Source organism: Martelella sp. AD-3 (assembly GCF_001578105.1).
GTDB lineage: Bacteria > Pseudomonadota > Alphaproteobacteria > Rhizobiales > Rhizobiaceae > Martelella.
The window spans coordinates 2,563,488-2,579,630 of sequence record NZ_CP014275.1 but is presented as its reverse complement, the minus strand read 5'-3'; the positions used below and the strand labels follow the sequence as shown (position 1 = coordinate 2,579,630).

The following is a 16,143-nucleotide window of genomic DNA, read 5'->3' as shown; positions in this document are numbered from 1 at the left end:
GAAAACGGTCTGATCGCGAACAGGACCGCGCCACTCCGCTCTTTTTTGCGTTCGAAATCGATCTATATCGAAGGGATCAGTGTTTTGCGACACGCGAGAGGATGATTTTTCATGACCGCACCGATCGAGCTTTTCTATTGGCCGACGCCCAACGGCTACAAGATCACAATCTACCTGGAAGAGGCCGGCGTTCCCTATAACGTCAATTACGTGAACATCGGCAAGGGCGATCAGTTCAAGCCGGAATTCCTGAAGATCTCGCCCAATAACCGCATGCCGGCGATCGTCGATCCGCAAGGGCCGGGCGGCAAGCCGATTTCGGTGTTCGAATCCGGCGCGATTCTTCAGTATCTCGGCCGCAAGTACAAAAAGTTCTATCCCGAGACCGAGCGTGAACGGGTGGCCGTCGAGGAGTGGCTGTTCTGGCAGGTCGGCGGGCTTGGACCGATGGCGGGCCAGGCGCATCACTTCCGCAACTACGCGCCGGAAAAGATCGCCTACGGCATCGACCGCTACACCAACGAGGTCAACCGGCTCTACGGCGTGATGGACAGGCGTCTCGGCGAGGCGGAATATCTCGGCGGCGCCTATTCGATCGCCGACATGGCCTCGGTCGGCTGGGTCCGCTCGCATGAGGCCCAGGGACAGAACCTTGACGATTTTCCCAATCTGAAGCGCTGGTACGAGGCGGTGATGGCGCGGCCGGCGGTCAAGGCCGGCATCGCTGTCGGTCAGGCCGAGCGCGAAAAGATGAACCTGGCATCGGACAAGGACGCCCAGTCCGTGCTCTTCGGCCAGAAGGCGCGGTAGGGACGAAGCCCGGGAAGCCGGATGCTTCGGGCGCCTGGCTCAGCCGAGCGCCTGGAGCACGGCCGGCAGTTCCTGCGCGAAGAGGTCCATGTCTTCGCCCGGGCCCGTCGAGACGCGGATACAGCGGTCAAGCGGCGCAACGCCGGGCATCCGGATGAAAACGCCGCGCGCGCCGAGCGCATCGACGATGGCGCGCGCATAGGCGCCGTCCCTGCCGCAATCGATGGCGACGAAATTGGTTGCCGAGGGTAGCGGCTCAAGCCCGTTGTCGCGCGCGATCCGGGCGATCTCGTCGCGCGATTCGCGGATGCGTCCGACAACGCTCTGCAGATAGGCCTGGTCGGCAAGCGCCGCCTCGGCGGCAACCAGCGTCAGGCGCGGCATGCCGAAATGGTTGCGGATCTTGTTGAAGGCGGAAATCGTCTCGGCCTCGCCGATAATGTATCCGGCGCGCGCGCCCGCGAGCCCGTAGGCCTTGGAAAAGGTGCGGAAGCGCATGACGTTCGGCCGGTCGAGAAGGCGGTCGATCGCGGGAAAGGCCTCTGCCGGTCCACATTCGCAATAGGCCTCGTCCAGCACCATCATGCAGGTTTCCGGCAGGTCCTCGACGAAACGGATGACATCGTCCTCATGCCACCAGCTTCCCATCGGATTGTCCGGATTGGCGAAATAGACCATGGTCGCGTCATGGTCCTTCGCCGCCGCCAACAGCGCATCAAGGTCTTCCCTGTCGCCTGCATAGGGCACGCTCACCCGTTTTCCGCCGAAGCCGTCGACATGGTAGTTGAAGGTCGGATAGGCGCCGAGCGAGGTGACGACGACCGTGCCCGGTGAGACCACGAGCCTGACGGCCATGCCGAGGAGTCCGTCGACGCCTTCGCCGATCATCAGGTTTTCCGGCCTGCAGCCATGGTGCTCGGCGAGGGCCTGTCGCAGCGACAGATGCTCGGAATCGGAATATTTCCAGATGTCGCCGGCGGCCTCGCGGATTGCGGCAAGCACGGACGGCGCGGGACCGAAGCCGCTCTCATTCGCGCCGATCCGGGCGATGATCGGGAAGTTGCGGGTGCGCTCCAGTGCTTCGGGTCCGACAAAGGGGACCGTGGATGGCAGTTCCTTGATCAGAGAGGTAAAGCGCGGAAATGCGGCCATGCTGTGCGTCGTCCGGTTGTTGGCAGAAGGGGCCCCAACATAATCGCTGCGTTTGGGAAGGCAAGCGCCGCTCCATCGGACAAAACGCGAAACGGCGCCATGCGGCGCCGTTGGCAGTTCAGTGCGGGGGATGGCCTCAGCGGAAGGCGCGGGCCGCGACGCGGTCGATGTCGCCCGGCAGCAGGCCGATATCCTTGAGTTCTGCGGCGGTAAGATTGCGCAGCTGGGCGCGCGTGCGGCGGTAGCTGAACCATTTCATGGTGAAGTCGAAGGGATGCATGGGTGTTTCCTCGAATATGTCCGGCAGCTTCGTGCTGCATTCATTTTGACCGGAAGAATACAAGGGAAACGGCGATGCGTCGTGTGCAGTTATTATGCAACTGCCATGCATTTGTGCATTAGGTTGCACAATACCGGAGCAGGTCGATCGCGATGCGTTTTTTTGAGGCACGCGCGTTTGACAAACGTTAGCGCGGCGGGACGGAAGCACGGCCCGCGCCAAAAAAAGCCCCGCGCCGGAGAAGGCGTGGGGCTTTTGCAAGGTCGGGCAAGGCAGCGCTTAGAATGCGGCCTTGCGGGCAACGCGACGGATATCGTCACGGTTGATGCCGAGGTCGGACAGTTCGCGCGCATTCATGCGGCCGAGTTCCGAAACGGTCTGGCGGTACTTGATCCAGTTGTTGAACGAACGAGCCATGCTCATGTTTCTCTCTCCTGTTTTTTGCGGCGCCCGTGTTTTGCGGCGCCTCAATTTCTGATGAACCGGATATAGGCCCTGCCACCCGCCGCGGTCAGTGGGTTTCCGGTAAAGCCGCTATGCGTCTGCCGCATGGCGCCGCAGGAGAAGGGCCGCAAAGGCTGTTGTGAGGGCAGGAATAGGCGGCAAAAGTCGGCACTTGTCGCGGACTCGGTCGCACGCGCGGCGGGTGTCCGGCGACGGCGTATAGTCGGTCTTGCAGGGTCGGGACTGAGAATGGGGGGGCGGTGTATGGGCAATGCGCAAAAAAATAACGCTCACCGGGGGAGGAGGATCCGGTGAGCGTCATTTGCGTTGGTCGACGACTGGGAGGAGGAGCGTCGTCAACCTATCGAAGCGCGCTGGGAGGAGGAGGAGTGCGCAGCTTCGAATTCCAACCCGGAAACCGGGCCAAGTGACTGAGCTTTTGTCAAATCGTTTTGATGTCCGCTCGTTCACTCTGTTGATCTCTATATACGCGTCCGGCTCCGAATTTTGCAGTGCCATCTCGACATATAAGGTATGCATTGCGTGCATGTCGGCGCGCGGTGGCCGTTTCGGCTGCCGCATGACGGGCTTGCCGTCGCCCGTCTCCGGGTCATTCGAGGCCGCTGCCCGTGCGCATGAAGGCGATGAACTGGTCCTCATCCATGGGGCGCGAGAAATAATAGCCCTGCTGGAGGAAGCAGCCGAGCGCCTCCAGTTTCTTGTAGTGGGCCTTCGAGGTCACGCCCTCGCAGATGACGCCGATGTTGAAGGTCCGCGCGATGCGCACGATGGTCTCGACGATCTGCAGGCTTTCCTCCGAACCGGTGATCGGGGCAATGAGCTGGCCGGCGATCTTCAGCCGGTCGGGGCGCACCTGGTTGAGGCCGACGAGCGAGGCATAGCCCGAGCCGAAATCGTCGAGATCGATGCCGATGCCAAGCTTCCTGATGGCGTTGACGGTTTTGATCAGGGCGGTGTCTGGCCGGTCGAAGGGGATCGATTCGAGCAGTTCGAAGTGAACCGTGTCCGGCGGCAGGTTGAACGAGGCGAGCTGCTCGAGAAGCAACGGGTCGCGCAGGCGCTGGGAGGAGATGTTGACCGAGATGCCGGGCAGCGGCACGCCCGCCGCCTTGCTGCGTTCGATCACGGCGACCGCTTTCTGGAAGACGGTGTCATCGATCGCATGCAGCAGCCCCAGCTGTTCGGCGACATCGAGGAAGGCTTTCGGCTCGAGCACGCCCCGGCGCGGATGCTGCCAGCGGGCGAGCGCCTCCACGCCGACGATCGTCGATGTTCTGACATCGAAGATCGGCTGGTAGTGGGCGGTGATCTCGCCGTTCTCGACCGCCTCCTGAAGCTCGTCGGCCAGGCGCTTGAGGGCAAAGGTCTTCGCCATCAGGTTGCTGGTGTAGTTCACCGTGCGTCCGCGGCCGCGATTCTTGGCCTCGTACAGCGCCAAGTCCGCCTTGATCAGAAGATCCGAGGCCGTGTCGCTCGAATCCTCCGCGGTGGCGATGCCGAGACTGACGCCCAGCCGGCAGGAGCGCCCGTCAATGCGCAGCGGTTTCGAGAAGGCCGCCGTGACGGTGGCGGCGAAGTTCCCGACATCGCTCGTCGCCGGCATCAGGGCGACGAATTCGTCGCCGCCGGTGCGCGCCAGAAAATCGTCGGGACCGAGATTATTCATGAAGGTTTCGGCAGCGTAGCGCAGAACGTCGTCGCCGAAGAAATGTCCCATCGTGTCGTTGATGGTCTTGAACCCGTCAAGGTCGATCAAGACGATGTTCATGCCTTCCGGCATGGCGCCGCCGGCCTGTGCGGCAGCCAGCCGCTTTTCGAAATGGCGCCGGTTGGGAATGCCCGTAAGCGTATCCTGCAGGGCGATTTCCTCCATGCGCGCGCGGGCCTCCTCCAGCGCGACATTCTGTTCCTCCGCCCTGGCCTTGGCCTCTGCCAGCGCCTCCTGAAGCGCCTTGTCGGCCGAAACGTCCCAGTTCACGCCGACGAATTTGCGCTTGCCGTCGGCATCGCGATAGGCGTTGCCGGCGGAACGAATGGTCTTCTCCAGCCCGCCCGGCGTGATGATGCGGTATTCTGTCAGGAAGCCCTTGTCGTTTTCGGCATCCTCCCAGCTGAAACGGCGGAAACGCGCCTGATCGTCCGGATGCAGTCTGGAGCACCAGCTTTCGAATGTCTGCACATGGCTCTCTCCCTCAATGCCGTAGATTCGCAGAATCTGGTCGTCCCAGATCTGGACGTTTGTTTCCAGATCATGCTCCCACAGGCCGATATTCGAGGCGTTGAGGGCGACATCGAGGTGACGGGACAGGTTGTCGACCGCCATCATGCTGCGGCGGATGTTGACATTGTCCCTGAGACGCGCGCGAAACAGCAGGAGCAGGGCGATGAAGGGCGCAACAAATGCCAGGACGAGCAGGCCGGCGGCGAGCCGGAACGCGCGGCCCCAGTCGAACAGGCCATCCGAAAGGGCGCGCGGCGCCACGCTGATGGTCCAGGTCGCGTTGTCGACGCGGACATCCTCACGGATCGCGTCTTCGACGGGCAGGTCGCTTTCGCCGGCTGTGGCGAGTTCGTCGGGACCGGGGGTTGCCACGGTCCTGACGCTGAGCTGTGTCGTTTCCTCGAGTTCGAGCAGGCCGACAGCTTCGAGGATCGCCTCGAAACCGACGACGAGTTCCAGGTTGCCTGCATCGAAGGAATAGCGGTAGACGAGGACCCGCTCGCCGTTCGGGAGTTCGAAGGGACCGAAGATCTTGCGCTGATCGGCGCCGTCGTCCGGAACCGGAAGCGCGCGCATGGCGACAGACAGGTCCTGCGGCGAAACGCGCGTTGCGTCGTCGCGGTTGAGGATGACGGCCCGGGTCCAGGGCGCGGAGGCCAGATAGGCCTCGACCGAGGTATCGTAGCCTTCAAGACCCTCGTCATCAAAGGCCTCGGAAAGAGCCCGGCCGACATTGTCGGTCAGTTGCAACACCGATTTCAGCGCCTTTGCGAAGCCTTCGGCGCGCGCTTGTGCCTGTTCCTGGCGCTCCTGGCGTACCGCATCGCGGATGGCAAGCCCGCCGAAAACCGTTCCCGCAGCCAGCGTCGCGAAGAACAGCACCGTCAGCGCCGTGTAGAGCCTGATCGTGGAACGCCTGTCGCGCGGGATCCTGGCGTTCTTCAGCAGCGCCATTCAGGAACCCGTAGAAAAGAAACGGCTCTCGATCGCATCGCAAGCTCCCCTGTTGCCTGTCTCGCCGCCATGCCTCCGCTCATCGAGATGTGAAGCCTGCCGCCGGCGTCGCACCTTGCCCGCGGTTGCCTGCCATGTCTTGCTATCGTCACGTGCGGCACATCCGGTTTGATTTTCCGCCTTCTAATAGACTGTGATAGGAGCCGTGCCCCCGATAGTCAAACGGGTTGGTGCAATGAGGGGCGCGGATCGGCGGAGGCGCTCAGCCAATGTCGCCTGCCATCTCCCGTGCGCGGCGTGTGGGGCGATAGAAGGTCCGCATCGTCCGGTCGTCGCGCCGCGTGATCTCGATCAGCGGCTCGGCGCCTGCAAGCATCGCCACGGCCCGCAGCACAAGGGCGTGCGCGACGTCAAGCGCGCGTGCGGCCGTGCGGCTGTCCTCCGCCTGGCCTGCAAGCAGAAGCGCGAGAACCGCAGACGGCAGCCGCGCGCCGGGCAATCGTTCGCTCCGGCCAAGCCTTTCGGCAAGCAGGGCGGTATCGCAGGGCGCATCGCTCATGCGGCGGCAGGTCCCTCTATCAGGCTCAGGCGCACGGGAACCGATTTCGATGTCGGCGTGCCGCTCATCTCGCCGTAACTTGAAAGCGGCACCAGCACGTTGAGCTCGGGGAAATAGCCCGCGATACAGCCGCGCGGAATGTCATAGGGAATGATCTTGAAGCCTTCCGCCACGCGCGAAATGCCGTCTTCATCCGGTCCCGTGATCGTCACGCGCTGATGCGGCTTCGCGCCAAGCGCCTCGATATCGGTCGGGTTGACGAAGACGACCCGGCGTTCGCCATAGACGCCGCGGTAGCGGTCGTCCATGCCGTAGACGGTTGTGTTGTACTGATCGTGGCTGCGCATGGTCTGCAGCACGAAGCGGTCCGGCGCGTCCTGCCGGTCCTGGTAGGCGGTCTTTTCGGGCAATGTGCCGGTGAAGAAGTTGGCGCGTCCGGTCGGCGTGTTCCAGCGGCGCTCGGCCGCCGCATTGCCGAGATCGAAGCCGCGGGGCCGGCGCACCCGCTCGTTGAAGTCGTCAAAGCCGGGAATCGTCTTCTCGATCAGGTCGCGGATCCTGTCATAGTCCTCGGCAAGCGCCGTCCAGTCGACGATTGCCGAGCCGACGGTTCTTGCGGCAATCCCGGCGATGATGGCAATCTCGGAGCGCAGCTCTTGCCCTGCCGGCGGATTGATGCCCGCCGAGCCATGGACCATGCTCATGGAATCCTCAACGGTGACAAGTTGCGGCTCGCCCTTTGCATTGAGGTCGATCTCGGTGCGCCCGAGACAGGGCAGGAGATAGGCGTTTTCGCCCGGCATTGTGTGGCTGGCATTGAGTTTTGTGGCGATATGCACGGTCAGCCTCTGGCCGCGCAGCGCCTTTTCGATGAAGCCGCTGTCCGGAACGGCGCGGGCGAAATTGCCGCCAAGCCCGATGAAGGCCTTCGAACGCCCGGAAATCATCGCGCCGATCGCCTCGATCGTGCTGTCGCCGTTTTCGCGCGGCGGCTTGAAGCCGAAATTTCTCTCAAGCGCATCGAGAAGGGTTGCCGGCGGCTTGTCGTTGATGCCCATCGTGCGGTCGCCCTGCACGTTCGAGTGGCCGCGCACCGGGCAGAGGCCGGCGCCGGGCCTGCCGATCTGGCCGCGCAGCATCATGAAATTTGCGATTTCGCGGATCGTCGCCACCGAATGCCGGTGCTGCGTAATCCCCATGGCCCAGGTGCAGATCACGTTGTCCGCATCAAGATAGATCGCCGCCGCCTTTTCGAGATCGTCGCGCGACAGGCCCGACTGATCCTCGATCGCGCCCCAGCCGGTGGCGTCGATCGCGGCGACATAGTCCTCGAATCCGTGGCAGTGCTCGCGGATGAAAACATCGTCGAGCACGCCCGTTCCGGTCTCGGCTCGGGCCTTGCGGTCAGCCGCCAGCACGGCCTTGGCCATGCCCCTGAAAGCGGCCATGTCGCCGCCGAGCCGCGGCTGGAAATAGTCGCTGGCGATCGGCGCGCTGCCGCCGAGCACCATTTCGCGCTTGCGCTGCGGGTCGGCGAAACGCTTCAGCCCGCGTTCCTTCAGCGTGTTGAAGGCCACGATCCGCGCGCCCCGTTCGGCGGCCCGGCGCAGGTCCCCCAGCATGCGCGGATGATTGGTGCCCGGGTTCTGCCCCACGACGAAGATCGCATCGGCCTTTTCGAAATCCTCGAGCCGGACCGTGCCCTTGCCGATGCCGATCGCCTGGGTCAGCGCCACGCCGGAGGCTTCGTGGCACATATTGGAACAGTCCGGCATGTTGTTGGTGCCGAAGATGCGGACGAACAGCTGGTAGAGAAAGGCCGCCTCGTTGCTGGCGCGCCCGGAGGTGTAGAACTGCGCCTCGTGCGGGCTTTCAAGCGCGTTGAGAACCGACGCGATGCCCGCAAAGGCGTCGTCCCATGTGACCGGCTCATAGTGGTCGGTTGCGCGGTTGTAGCGCATGGGATGGGTCAGGCGTCCGTGGTTTTCGAGGCTGTGGTCGTCGAGCCTTGAAAGTTCGCTGACCGACAGCCGCCCGAAAAGAGCCGGATCGGCCCGCCGCTCGGTCGCTTCCCAGGAAACGGCCTTCACCCCGTTCTCGCAGAACTCGAAGGAAGAGCCGTGCTCGGGATCGCCCCAGGCGCAGCCGGGACAGTCGAAGCCGTCGGGCTGGTTCGCCTTTCTGAGCGCCTTCGCCCCGGAAAGCGGCGCGCCGCTCGAGATGAGCGATCGGCCGGAGGCGATCAGGGCCTCCCAGCCGCCGGCTGCCTTGCGTTCGTCCCTGCTGCCGTGATCCATCTGATCTCCCTTCGGCGTTCCGCGCCACTGCCGGTCTGCGCCGTGCCCGGCAAAGCTTAACAAAAAACAGATTCGCCATTCAACAGATTGCTTCGTCGCGGCGCGCCGGAGAACACGATTTTGCTGCTCTTGCCTGTCATCAAAAGGTTGCCCCGAAGCGATTTCCTTTCCGCCTGAAACGCACTAAGAGATGAGCGCGGGCGGAACCGCGCGTGAAGGGTAGCGTTGCTGACAGAAAGGTTTCCCAAGATGAGCCATCTGGATGAAGAAGTGCTGAAAGAGACCGAAGCGCGCGAGACGACCGATGATATCTATAACGAGGAGGGGTCGGTCAGCGCCGAATTCCTCGCCGGCGTCCAGCAGGCGATTGCCGAAGGCAATACCGACTATCTTCGCGAGGAGGTGGCGAACCTTCACGAATCCGAACTCGGCGACGTCATCGAAGCGCTGGACTATGACAGCCGGCCCGAACTGGTGCGGCTTCTCGGCGACGAGTTCGATCTGACGGCGCTGACCGAGGTCGACGAGGCGATCCGCCTCGACATCATCGAATCGCTGCCCTCCGAACAGCTCGTCAGCGCGCTGAGCGCCCTCGATTCGGACGACGCGGTCTATATCCTCGAAGACCTCGAGGACGAAGAGCGCGAGAATATCCTCGCCAAGCTGCCCTTTACCGAACGGATCAGGCTCACCCGCTCGCTCGACTATCCGGAAAGCTCCGCCGGCCGGCGCATGCAGACTGAATTCGTGGCGGTGCCGCCGTTCTGGACCGTCGGCCAGACCATCGATTACATGCGCGAGGACGATGACCTGCCTGATTCCTTTTCGCAGATCTTCGTCGTCGATCCGACCTTCCGACTGCTCGGCGCCGTCGATCTCGACAGCATCCTGCGCACCAAGCGCCAGGTGAAGATCGAGACGATCATGCGCGAGACCAACCACCCGATCGATGCCGAACTCGATCAGGAGGAGGCTGCTCAGGTCTTCGAACAGTACGACCTCCTCTCCGCCGCCGTCGTCGACAATAACGGGCGGCTTGTCGGCGTGCTGACCATCGACGATGTCGTCGACGTGATCCACGAGGAAGCGGATGAGGACATCAAGCGCCTCGGCGGCGTTGGCGACGAGGAGCTCTCCGACAATGTCGTCAGGGCGGTGCGCTCGCGTTTCGGCTGGCTGCTGATCAACATGGGCACGGCGTTCATGTCCGCGAGCGTTATCGGTCTCTTCGACGAATCGATCGGCCAGATGATCGCCCTTGCCGTGCTGATGCCCGTGGTCGCCTCCATGGGCGGCAATGCCGGCACCCAGACGATGACGGTGACCGTGCGCGCGCTCGCCACCCGCGACCTCGATATTTACAATGCGGCGCGGATCATCCGCAGGGAGGCCGGCGTCGGCCTGTTCAACGGCGTCGTCTTCGCCCTGCTCATCGCGTTAGTTGCGGGTTACTGGTTTGACAACCCGCAACTCGGCGGGGTTGTGGCCGCCGCCATGATTATCAACATGTTTGCCGCTGCCATGGCCGGCATTCTGATTCCGCTTCTTCTTGACCGGGCCGGCGCCGATCCCGCCATATCCTCGTCGGTTTTCGTCACCACGACCACCGATGTCATCGGCTTTTTCTCATTCTTGGGAATTGCGACCTGGTGGTTTAACATCTAGTTTCAAAAACGTTTTCCAGACCAAACAAAAAATAAAAGTCGGGGCGCATTGTGCAGAAGAGATTTTATTCGATTACAGAACTTACGCGCGAATTCGGGGTTTCCACCCGGACGCTCAGATTCTACGAGGACGAGGGCCTGCTCCAGCCCGAGCGGCGCGGGCGCACGCGGCTCTACAGCGAAAAGGAGCGTGTACTGATCAAGGAGATCCTGCGCAGCCGTCGCATCGGGCTGACGCTTGCCGAAATCAGGGACATGCAGAACCTGTTCCATCGCCCGCCGACCGAAATCGACCAGTTGAAGCAGACCATGCATGAAATCAAGTCGCGACGCGACGATCTCAGACAGAAGCGCCGCGACATTGACGAGATGATGGGTGAACTCGATATCGCCGAGGAGACTTGCCTGGCGCGTCTTGCCGAGATTGGCGTCGGCACCTGATCTTTCCCGCTTCCTTCCGCCAGGGCCTATCTTATGCTGCACGACATGGCGATCCGCCCGAGCGCGACTGCATCCTCGTCCCCGGTCCGGTTTTGCATCAGCGGGGCCAGCAATCCCTCCTGTTCCAGCGCCTCGAGCGTGCAGGCGCAGTAGGAGCGGCAGAAGGCCGCCTCGTCCGTCTGTGCGCACGTTGCCTGGCAGGCTGACAGATAGGCCGGCGCGGGGTTTGGCGGCGCCACCAGCGTCGCGGCATAGACGAGGCCGTAGAGGACCGGCTGGTGAACGAGGTAGAAGATCAGGCTGTGGCGGCCGAGAAAGGTCAGCGGGTTTTCCTGCGCCGGCAGCTGTTTTTGCCGCCTCAGCCAGGACAGCGTGAGTTTCGAGGCGGCGAACCCGGCGAGGAAGGGCGCAATCCACGGCAGCAGCGGCACATAGTCGCTCGACGGGTAGGGATGCGCGGCCATGCCGATCCAGGCGAGATAGCGCGGATCGAGCGCGTCGAAGCGCATCAGATGCGGCGCGAGCAGGGCGAGTGCGGCGATGACGAGGGTGATGACGGCCGGCACCTTGCGGAACAGGAGACCGATCACCGAGGCGACCGCGATGATGTGGAGAATGCCGAAATAGATGATCGCGTTCGGCGTGGCGAAGAATGAAACCGCCGTGATCGCAAGGCTGGCCGCCGCCAGGATGGCGAGGCGTTTCATGAAGGATCGCGGTCTCAGGGAAGCGCCATGCGCCATCCACAGGCTGTAGCCCGCGAGGAACAGGAAGCTTGCGGCGTCGAGATGGGCAAAGATCGCCCAGCCGCCGCGCGTTGAAAGACCGGGGGAGACATAGCCGAAGAAGTCGAGATCCCAGACGAAATGATAGATCGCCATGGCGATCAGCGCGATGCCGCGCGCCGCGTCTATCAGGTGGATGCGCCGGCCCTTCGTCGCGGGGCTCGTCTTCTCGGTCATGGCCGCTCTTCGCTTTCGGTTTGGGTGGCTTCCAGGATGGTCCGGCGCGCATCGGAGAAATACTGTCGCCGCGTCAGGATCATGAATACGAAGGCCGTCGTCGCCATGAACACATAGGGCCCGAGAAACCAGCCGAGATAGCCGATCGACAGGAAAATCGCCCTCAGCCCCGTGTTGAAATGGCGCGCGGCGATGATGTTGACTTCGGCAATCTGTTCGGCCATCCGCTCCGGGGCCTTTTCCCCGTTCGCGCCGTCGCGCATCGGCAGCGCGCCGAACAGAATGGTGTTGTAGTTGAACAGGCGATAGGACCAGCCGAACTTGAAGAAGGAATAGCCGAAGATCGCGGCGAGCCCGCCGGCCTTCATCTCGAAGGCCGCGCGGGTCGAGGGGATCAGGCCCGGCAGGTCCTCGAACAGCATCTGCGCCCGGTCGGCCTCGCCCATCAGCGCGAAACAGCCGCCGATGGCGAAGATCGAGGTCGAGGCGAAGAAGGCGGTTCCGTTCTGCAGGCCGGAGAGGATCTGCGTGTCGATCATCCTCAGATCGCGCGAAAGCGCCGTCTTCATCCAGCGCCTGCGGTGGATCATCATGGCCGAGGTGAGGCTTTTGCGCTGGATCAGCCCGAAGCGCCCGCTGACAAGGCCGTCAAAGACGAGCCAGCAGAGAAGAAAAAAACAGAGTGCGAGAATATCGATGCCCGTCATGAAATCCGGCCTTCGGTCGATGCGTTTTTCCGGCGCGCGCAAGGGCTTGGCGAGAGGCCTCGGACGCGACAACCTTGTTGTGTCGGCAGCGCGGGGACTTTGCAAGCGGCGATTTTCGAAAATTCTCCGCATCCCCCATTGCAGTTTGTGTGACAGTTTAATAAAGCGATAACCATCGGTGCGCATCCTCCCAATAGGCGCACTGGGGTCAAGACAATCGGAGCTATTATGGAAGACACCGCGCACAAGTCATGCTGGGGTGTAACCCTGCGGGCTGTTATCGGTTTTGGTGCTGTTCTCGGACTTGCGTATCTCGTCATCGCTGTTTGAGCGGCCTTTGAACTTTCCGTAAAAAACGACGGCGTTCCTCCTGGAGGTCGCCGTCGTTTTCGTTTGCGGCCCGGTTTTTCTCTTCCACATTGATTTCTGCCGCGATCAGGTGCGACGATGTCGGTGTGGCGCGCGCCTTCCCGCCGCCCGTGCTGCCAGATGACAGCAAAGAACGCAGCATTTTTGGCAATGGAGAGACCGGAATGTTTCTATCGGTTTTCGAGGTGTTCAAGATCGGCATCGGGCCGTCGAGCTCGCACACGATGGGGCCGATGTCGGCCGCCAACCGCTTTCTTGCTCTCCTGGCCTCCAGCGACTGGCCGCGCCCGGCGGGCGCTGTTGTCTCGCATCTTCGCGTCAGCCTGCATGGGTCGCTCGCCTTCACCGGCGTCGGCCACGCCACCGATCGCGCCGTCATCCTCGGCCTTGCCGGCGAACGGCCGGAGACGGTGGACCCGGACCGGATGGACGCGATCATCGCCGATATCCGGAAGAAGGGCGCCGTCAATCCGCCGGGCCACCCGTCCTACGTCTTCAATTGCGAGGAAGATGTGATCTTCAACCGCAAGGAGCCGTTGCCGGGCCACGCGAACGGCATGACCTTCCATGCGCTCAATGCCGACGGCGCGATCCTCTTGCGCCAGATCTATTATTCCGTCGGCGGCGGCTTCGTGCTGACCGATACGGAGCTGACCGCCTGGAAGGATGAGAAGGACTTTCCTGCGGGCGAGAGCGACAAGGAGAAAATCCCCTTTCCCTTCCGCTCCGCCGCCGAAATGCTGGAGATGGCGAAACGCTCCGGGCTGACGATTGCCGCGATGAAGCGCGCCAACGAGGAAGCGCGGATGTCGCGGGGCGACCTCGATGCCGGTCTCGACGCGCTGTGGGATGCGATGGATAGCTGCATCGACCGCGGATTGAGCGGCGAGGGCGTGCTGCCGGGCGGGCTGAACGTGCGCCGCCGCGCCGGCCAGCTCTATGACAAGCTGTCGAAGGCGAAGCTCTCCAACCAGTTCGATCCGCTGATGGCCAATGACTGGCTTTCCATGTTCGCCATGGCCGTCAACGAGGAGAATGCGGCGGGCGGACGCGTGGTCACCGCGCCGACCAACGGCGCGGCCGGCGTCGTGCCGGCGACGCTGCGCTATTTCCGCGAGTTCCAGAACACGGGCGGGAAGGAGGCGACGCGCGACTTCCTGCTGACGGCGGCGGCCATCGGCGGCATCATCAAAACCAATGCGTCCATTTCCGGGGCCGAGGTCGGCTGTCAGGGCGAAGTGGGGTCGGCCTCGGCCATGGCGGCGGCAGGGCTTGCCGCGGTCATGGGCGGCACGCCGGAACAGGTGGAAAACGCCGCCGAGATCGCCCTCGAACACCACCTCGGCATGACCTGCGATCCGATCGCCGGTCTCGTGCAGGTGCCCTGTATCGAGCGCAATGCGCTGGGCGCGGTGAAGGCGGTGACGGCCGCTTCGCTGGCGCTCAAGGGCGACGGGAGCCATTTCGTGCCGCTAGACAACTGCATCGAGACCATGCGCCAGACCGGCAACGACATGCACGAGAAATACAAGGAGACCTCCACCGGCGGGCTTGCCGTCAATGTGGTGGATTGCTGATTTTTTCACGCCGTCAAAACCTTGACGATAACCCTCCGGCGCGCTTCATAAGGGGAATGAGCCTTCATATCCTGAAACTATGCGTCGGCGCGACCGGCATTGACGATCTGCGCGGCTGGGTGTCGGAGCGGTCCATGGCGGCGATCGCCGCGGGCCTGGAGCCGCACACCGTCCACACGACGCGGATGACGCCGAAGCGGCGTGACGAAATCCTGGACGGCGGGTCGCTCTACTGGGTCATCAACGGCCAGATCCGCGCGCGCCAGGCCCTTCTCGACATCACCAACCACACGGACGGGCAGGGGATCCAGCGCTGCGACCTCGTGCTTGCCCCGCAGGTGGTCGATACCGTGCCCGTGCCGCGCAAACCATTCCAGGGCTGGCGCTACCTGAAGCCGGAAGACGCCCCGCGCGACCTCGATTTCGGCGAGGGCGGCGAGGACATGCCGGAGGAGCTCCGGGCGGAGCTCGCCGAGTTGGGGCTTCTCTAGCGCATCGGCCCGAAAATCGGGTCTGATTTTCGGAAAGCACGATGCGTAGATAAAATAGGTTAGAGCGTCCTTTGTGCGTCCGAATGGACGCACGCCGCTCTAGGACGGCAATAGACAGCCGGGTTGCGGATTCCGCCTTCAGACTGCTGACAGACCTCCCACCCGATCCGGGTCATCCTCGGGCTTGACCCGCGGATCCAGGCCACCCGATAAAAGGTTGAAGAAGACTATTGAGATCAATGCGTTAGATTGCCTGGATGCTCGGATCAAGTCCGAGCATGACACTTGCGGAGCGGTCGAATGAGATCACGACCGCTGCCTTTTCAGGCTTTGTCACCAGCAAACAAGGGCGGGCCGCTAAGCCCGCCTTTTCCATCTCGCTCTGCTGTCGTCCCGCCTCAGTGCAGGATCTGGCTCAGGAACAGCTTGGTGCGCTCGTGCTGCGGGTTGTCGAAGAATTCGTGCGGCGAATTCTGTTCGACGATCTGGCCCTGGTCCATGAAGATCACGCGGTTGGCGACCTGGCGGGCGAAGCCCATTTCATGGGTCACGCACAGCATGGTCATTCCTTCCTCGGCGAGACCGACCATGGTGTCGAGCACTTCCTTGATCATTTCCGGGTCGAGCGCCGAGGTCGGCTCGTCGAACAGCATGATCTTCGGGCTCATGCACAGCGATCGGGCGATCGCCACGCGCTGCTGCTGGCCGCCGGAAAGCTGGCCCGGATACTTGTCCGCCTGCTCGGGAATTTTCACCCGGGTCAGGTAGTGCATCGCGATTTCCTCCGCCTCCTTCTTCGGCATCTTGCGCACCCAGATCGGCGCCAGCGTGCAGTTCTCCAGGATCGTCAGATGCGGGAAGAGGTTGAAGTGCTGGAACACCATGCCGACTTCGCGACGGATTTCGTCGATCTTCTTCAGGTCGTCGGTCAGCTCGATATCATCGACGATGATATTGCCCTTCTGATGCTCTTCCAGCCGGTTGATGCAGCGGATCATCGTCGACTTGCCGGAGCCCGAGGGCCCGGCGATGACGATGCGCTCGCCCTTCATCACCCTCAGGTTGATGTCGCGCAGGACGTGGAAATCGCCATACCACTTGTTGACGTTGATCATGTCGATCGCGACTTCGGTTTCCGAGACGATCATATGGGATGTGTCTACAGTCTCTGTAGTCGTCATGTCAGTGTCCTCA

Annotated in this window: 15 protein-coding genes; 5 read left to right on the top strand and 10 right to left on the bottom strand. The window is 62.8% G+C overall.

The annotated features are described in order from the left end of the window. The first annotated feature begins 111 nt into the window (after positions 1-111). A complete protein-coding gene (locus tag AZF01_RS11980) occupies positions 112-810 on the top strand; it encodes a glutathione S-transferase N-terminal domain-containing protein (RefSeq protein ID WP_024707490.1) in 699 nt (232 codons plus the stop codon). Positions 811-849: 39 nt separating this feature from the next. Here AZF01_RS11980 and AZF01_RS11975 read toward each other — a convergent pair whose 3' ends face one another. The 6 genes from AZF01_RS11975 to AZF01_RS11950 all read right to left on the bottom strand — a co-directional run bounded on the left by AZF01_RS11975 (position 850) and on the right by AZF01_RS11950 (position 8,738). Continuing rightward, positions 850-1,962: a pyridoxal phosphate-dependent aminotransferase gene (locus AZF01_RS11975; protein ID WP_024707489.1), complete on the bottom strand. Its 1,113-nt coding sequence runs from the start codon at positions 1,960-1,962 to the stop codon at positions 850-852. A 136-nt stretch (positions 1,963-2,098) separates the two neighbouring features. Then, positions 2,099-2,242 (bottom strand): DUF1127 domain-containing protein, encoded by a 144-nt coding sequence (locus AZF01_RS24025; protein ID WP_152534493.1) that lies wholly within the window; start codon positions 2,240-2,242, stop codon positions 2,099-2,101. Between the two features lie 279 nt (positions 2,243-2,521). Further along, complete coding sequence (locus AZF01_RS11965; protein WP_081725736.1) at positions 2,522-2,665, bottom strand: DUF1127 domain-containing protein; 144 nt, start codon at positions 2,663-2,665, stop codon at positions 2,522-2,524. Between the two features lie 631 nt (positions 2,666-3,296). Next, positions 3,297-5,882, bottom strand: a complete 2,586-nt coding sequence (locus tag AZF01_RS11960; protein WP_024707488.1) for a bifunctional diguanylate cyclase/phosphodiesterase — start codon at positions 5,880-5,882, stop codon at positions 3,297-3,299. A 262-nt stretch (positions 5,883-6,144) separates the two neighbouring features. Then, entirely contained in the window at positions 6,145-6,441 is a 297-nt protein-coding gene (locus AZF01_RS11955; RefSeq protein WP_024707487.1) for a hypothetical protein, read from the bottom strand. Next, on the bottom strand, positions 6,438-8,738 hold the full coding sequence (locus tag AZF01_RS11950; protein WP_024707486.1) for an FdhF/YdeP family oxidoreductase: 2,301 nt from the start codon (positions 8,736-8,738) through the stop codon (positions 6,438-6,440). The genes AZF01_RS11955 and AZF01_RS11950 overlap by 4 nt, the downstream gene beginning before the upstream one ends. A gap of 249 nt (positions 8,739-8,987) precedes the next feature. On the opposite strand from AZF01_RS11950, the gene mgtE reads away from it, so the two are divergent. Continuing rightward, positions 8,988-10,403, top strand: a complete 1,416-nt coding sequence (gene mgtE, locus AZF01_RS11945; protein ID WP_024707485.1) for a magnesium transporter — start codon at positions 8,988-8,990, stop codon at positions 10,401-10,403. Positions 10,404-10,450: 47 nt separating this feature from the next. Beyond that, complete coding sequence (locus AZF01_RS11940) at positions 10,451-10,843, top strand: MerR family DNA-binding transcriptional regulator (RefSeq protein ID WP_024707484.1); 393 nt, start codon at positions 10,451-10,453, stop codon at positions 10,841-10,843. A gap of 26 nt (positions 10,844-10,869) precedes the next feature. Here AZF01_RS11940 and AZF01_RS11935 read toward each other — a convergent pair whose 3' ends face one another. From AZF01_RS11935 to AZF01_RS24020, 3 genes are all read right to left on the bottom strand, one after another. Then, a complete protein-coding gene (locus AZF01_RS11935; RefSeq protein WP_024707483.1) occupies positions 10,870-11,805 on the bottom strand; it encodes a DUF1624 domain-containing protein in 936 nt (311 codons plus the stop codon). Continuing rightward, a complete protein-coding gene (locus AZF01_RS11930) occupies positions 11,802-12,512 on the bottom strand; it encodes a DUF599 domain-containing protein (RefSeq protein WP_024707482.1) in 711 nt (236 codons plus the stop codon). The genes AZF01_RS11935 and AZF01_RS11930 overlap by 4 nt, the downstream gene beginning before the upstream one ends. A gap of 316 nt (positions 12,513-12,828) precedes the next feature. Further along, positions 12,829-13,074: a hypothetical protein gene (locus AZF01_RS24020; protein ID WP_152534492.1), complete on the bottom strand. Its 246-nt coding sequence runs from the start codon at positions 13,072-13,074 to the stop codon at positions 12,829-12,831. Here AZF01_RS24020 and AZF01_RS11925 point away from each other — a divergent pair. Together AZF01_RS11925 and AZF01_RS11920 are read left to right on the top strand one after the other, a co-directional pair. Next, entirely contained in the window at positions 13,046-14,458 is a 1,413-nt protein-coding gene (locus tag AZF01_RS11925; protein ID WP_024707481.1) for an L-serine ammonia-lyase, read from the top strand. The genes AZF01_RS24020 and AZF01_RS11925 overlap by 29 nt on opposite strands. A gap of 56 nt (positions 14,459-14,514) precedes the next feature. After that, on the top strand, positions 14,515-14,949 hold the full coding sequence (locus AZF01_RS11920) for a DUF1489 family protein (RefSeq protein WP_024707480.1): 435 nt from the start codon (positions 14,515-14,517) through the stop codon (positions 14,947-14,949). Positions 14,950-15,347: 398 nt separating this feature from the next. Here AZF01_RS11920 and AZF01_RS11915 read toward each other — a convergent pair whose 3' ends face one another. Beyond that, complete coding sequence (locus tag AZF01_RS11915; RefSeq protein ID WP_024707479.1) at positions 15,348-16,130, bottom strand: amino acid ABC transporter ATP-binding protein; 783 nt, start codon at positions 16,128-16,130, stop codon at positions 15,348-15,350. Positions 16,131-16,143 lie beyond the last annotated feature (13 nt).

Excerpts from the sequence above, each read along its gene's own strand:
- AZF01_RS11980 (WP_024707490.1), top strand. The coding sequence starts at position 112 with ATGACCGCACCGATCGAGCTTTTCTATTGGCCGACGCCCAACGGCTAC.
- AZF01_RS11975 (WP_024707489.1), bottom strand. The coding sequence starts at position 1,962 with ATGGCCGCATTTCCGCGCTTTACCTCTCTGATCAAGGAACTGCCATCC.
- AZF01_RS24025 (WP_152534493.1), bottom strand. The coding sequence starts at position 2,242 with ATGCATCCCTTCGACTTCACCATGAAATGGTTCAGCTACCGCCGCACG.
- AZF01_RS11965 (WP_081725736.1), bottom strand. The coding sequence starts at position 2,665 with ATGAGCATGGCTCGTTCGTTCAACAACTGGATCAAGTACCGCCAGACC.
- AZF01_RS11960 (WP_024707488.1), bottom strand. The coding sequence starts at position 5,882 with ATGGCGCTGCTGAAGAACGCCAGGATCCCGCGCGACAGGCGTTCCACG.
- AZF01_RS11955 (WP_024707487.1), bottom strand. The coding sequence starts at position 6,441 with ATGAGCGATGCGCCCTGCGATACCGCCCTGCTTGCCGAAAGGCTTGGC.
- AZF01_RS11950 (WP_024707486.1), bottom strand. The coding sequence starts at position 8,738 with ATGGATCACGGCAGCAGGGACGAACGCAAGGCAGCCGGCGGCTGGGAG.
- mgtE (WP_024707485.1), top strand. The coding sequence starts at position 8,988 with ATGAGCCATCTGGATGAAGAAGTGCTGAAAGAGACCGAAGCGCGCGAG.
- AZF01_RS11935 (WP_024707483.1), bottom strand. The coding sequence starts at position 11,805 with ATGACCGAGAAGACGAGCCCCGCGACGAAGGGCCGGCGCATCCACCTG.
- AZF01_RS11930 (WP_024707482.1), bottom strand. The coding sequence starts at position 12,512 with ATGACGGGCATCGATATTCTCGCACTCTGTTTTTTTCTTCTCTGCTGG.
- AZF01_RS11925 (WP_024707481.1), top strand. The coding sequence starts at position 13,046 with ATGTTTCTATCGGTTTTCGAGGTGTTCAAGATCGGCATCGGGCCGTCG.
- AZF01_RS11920 (WP_024707480.1), top strand. The coding sequence starts at position 14,515 with ATGAGCCTTCATATCCTGAAACTATGCGTCGGCGCGACCGGCATTGAC.
- AZF01_RS11915 (WP_024707479.1), bottom strand. The coding sequence starts at position 16,130 with ATGACGACTACAGAGACTGTAGACACATCCCATATGATCGTCTCGGAA.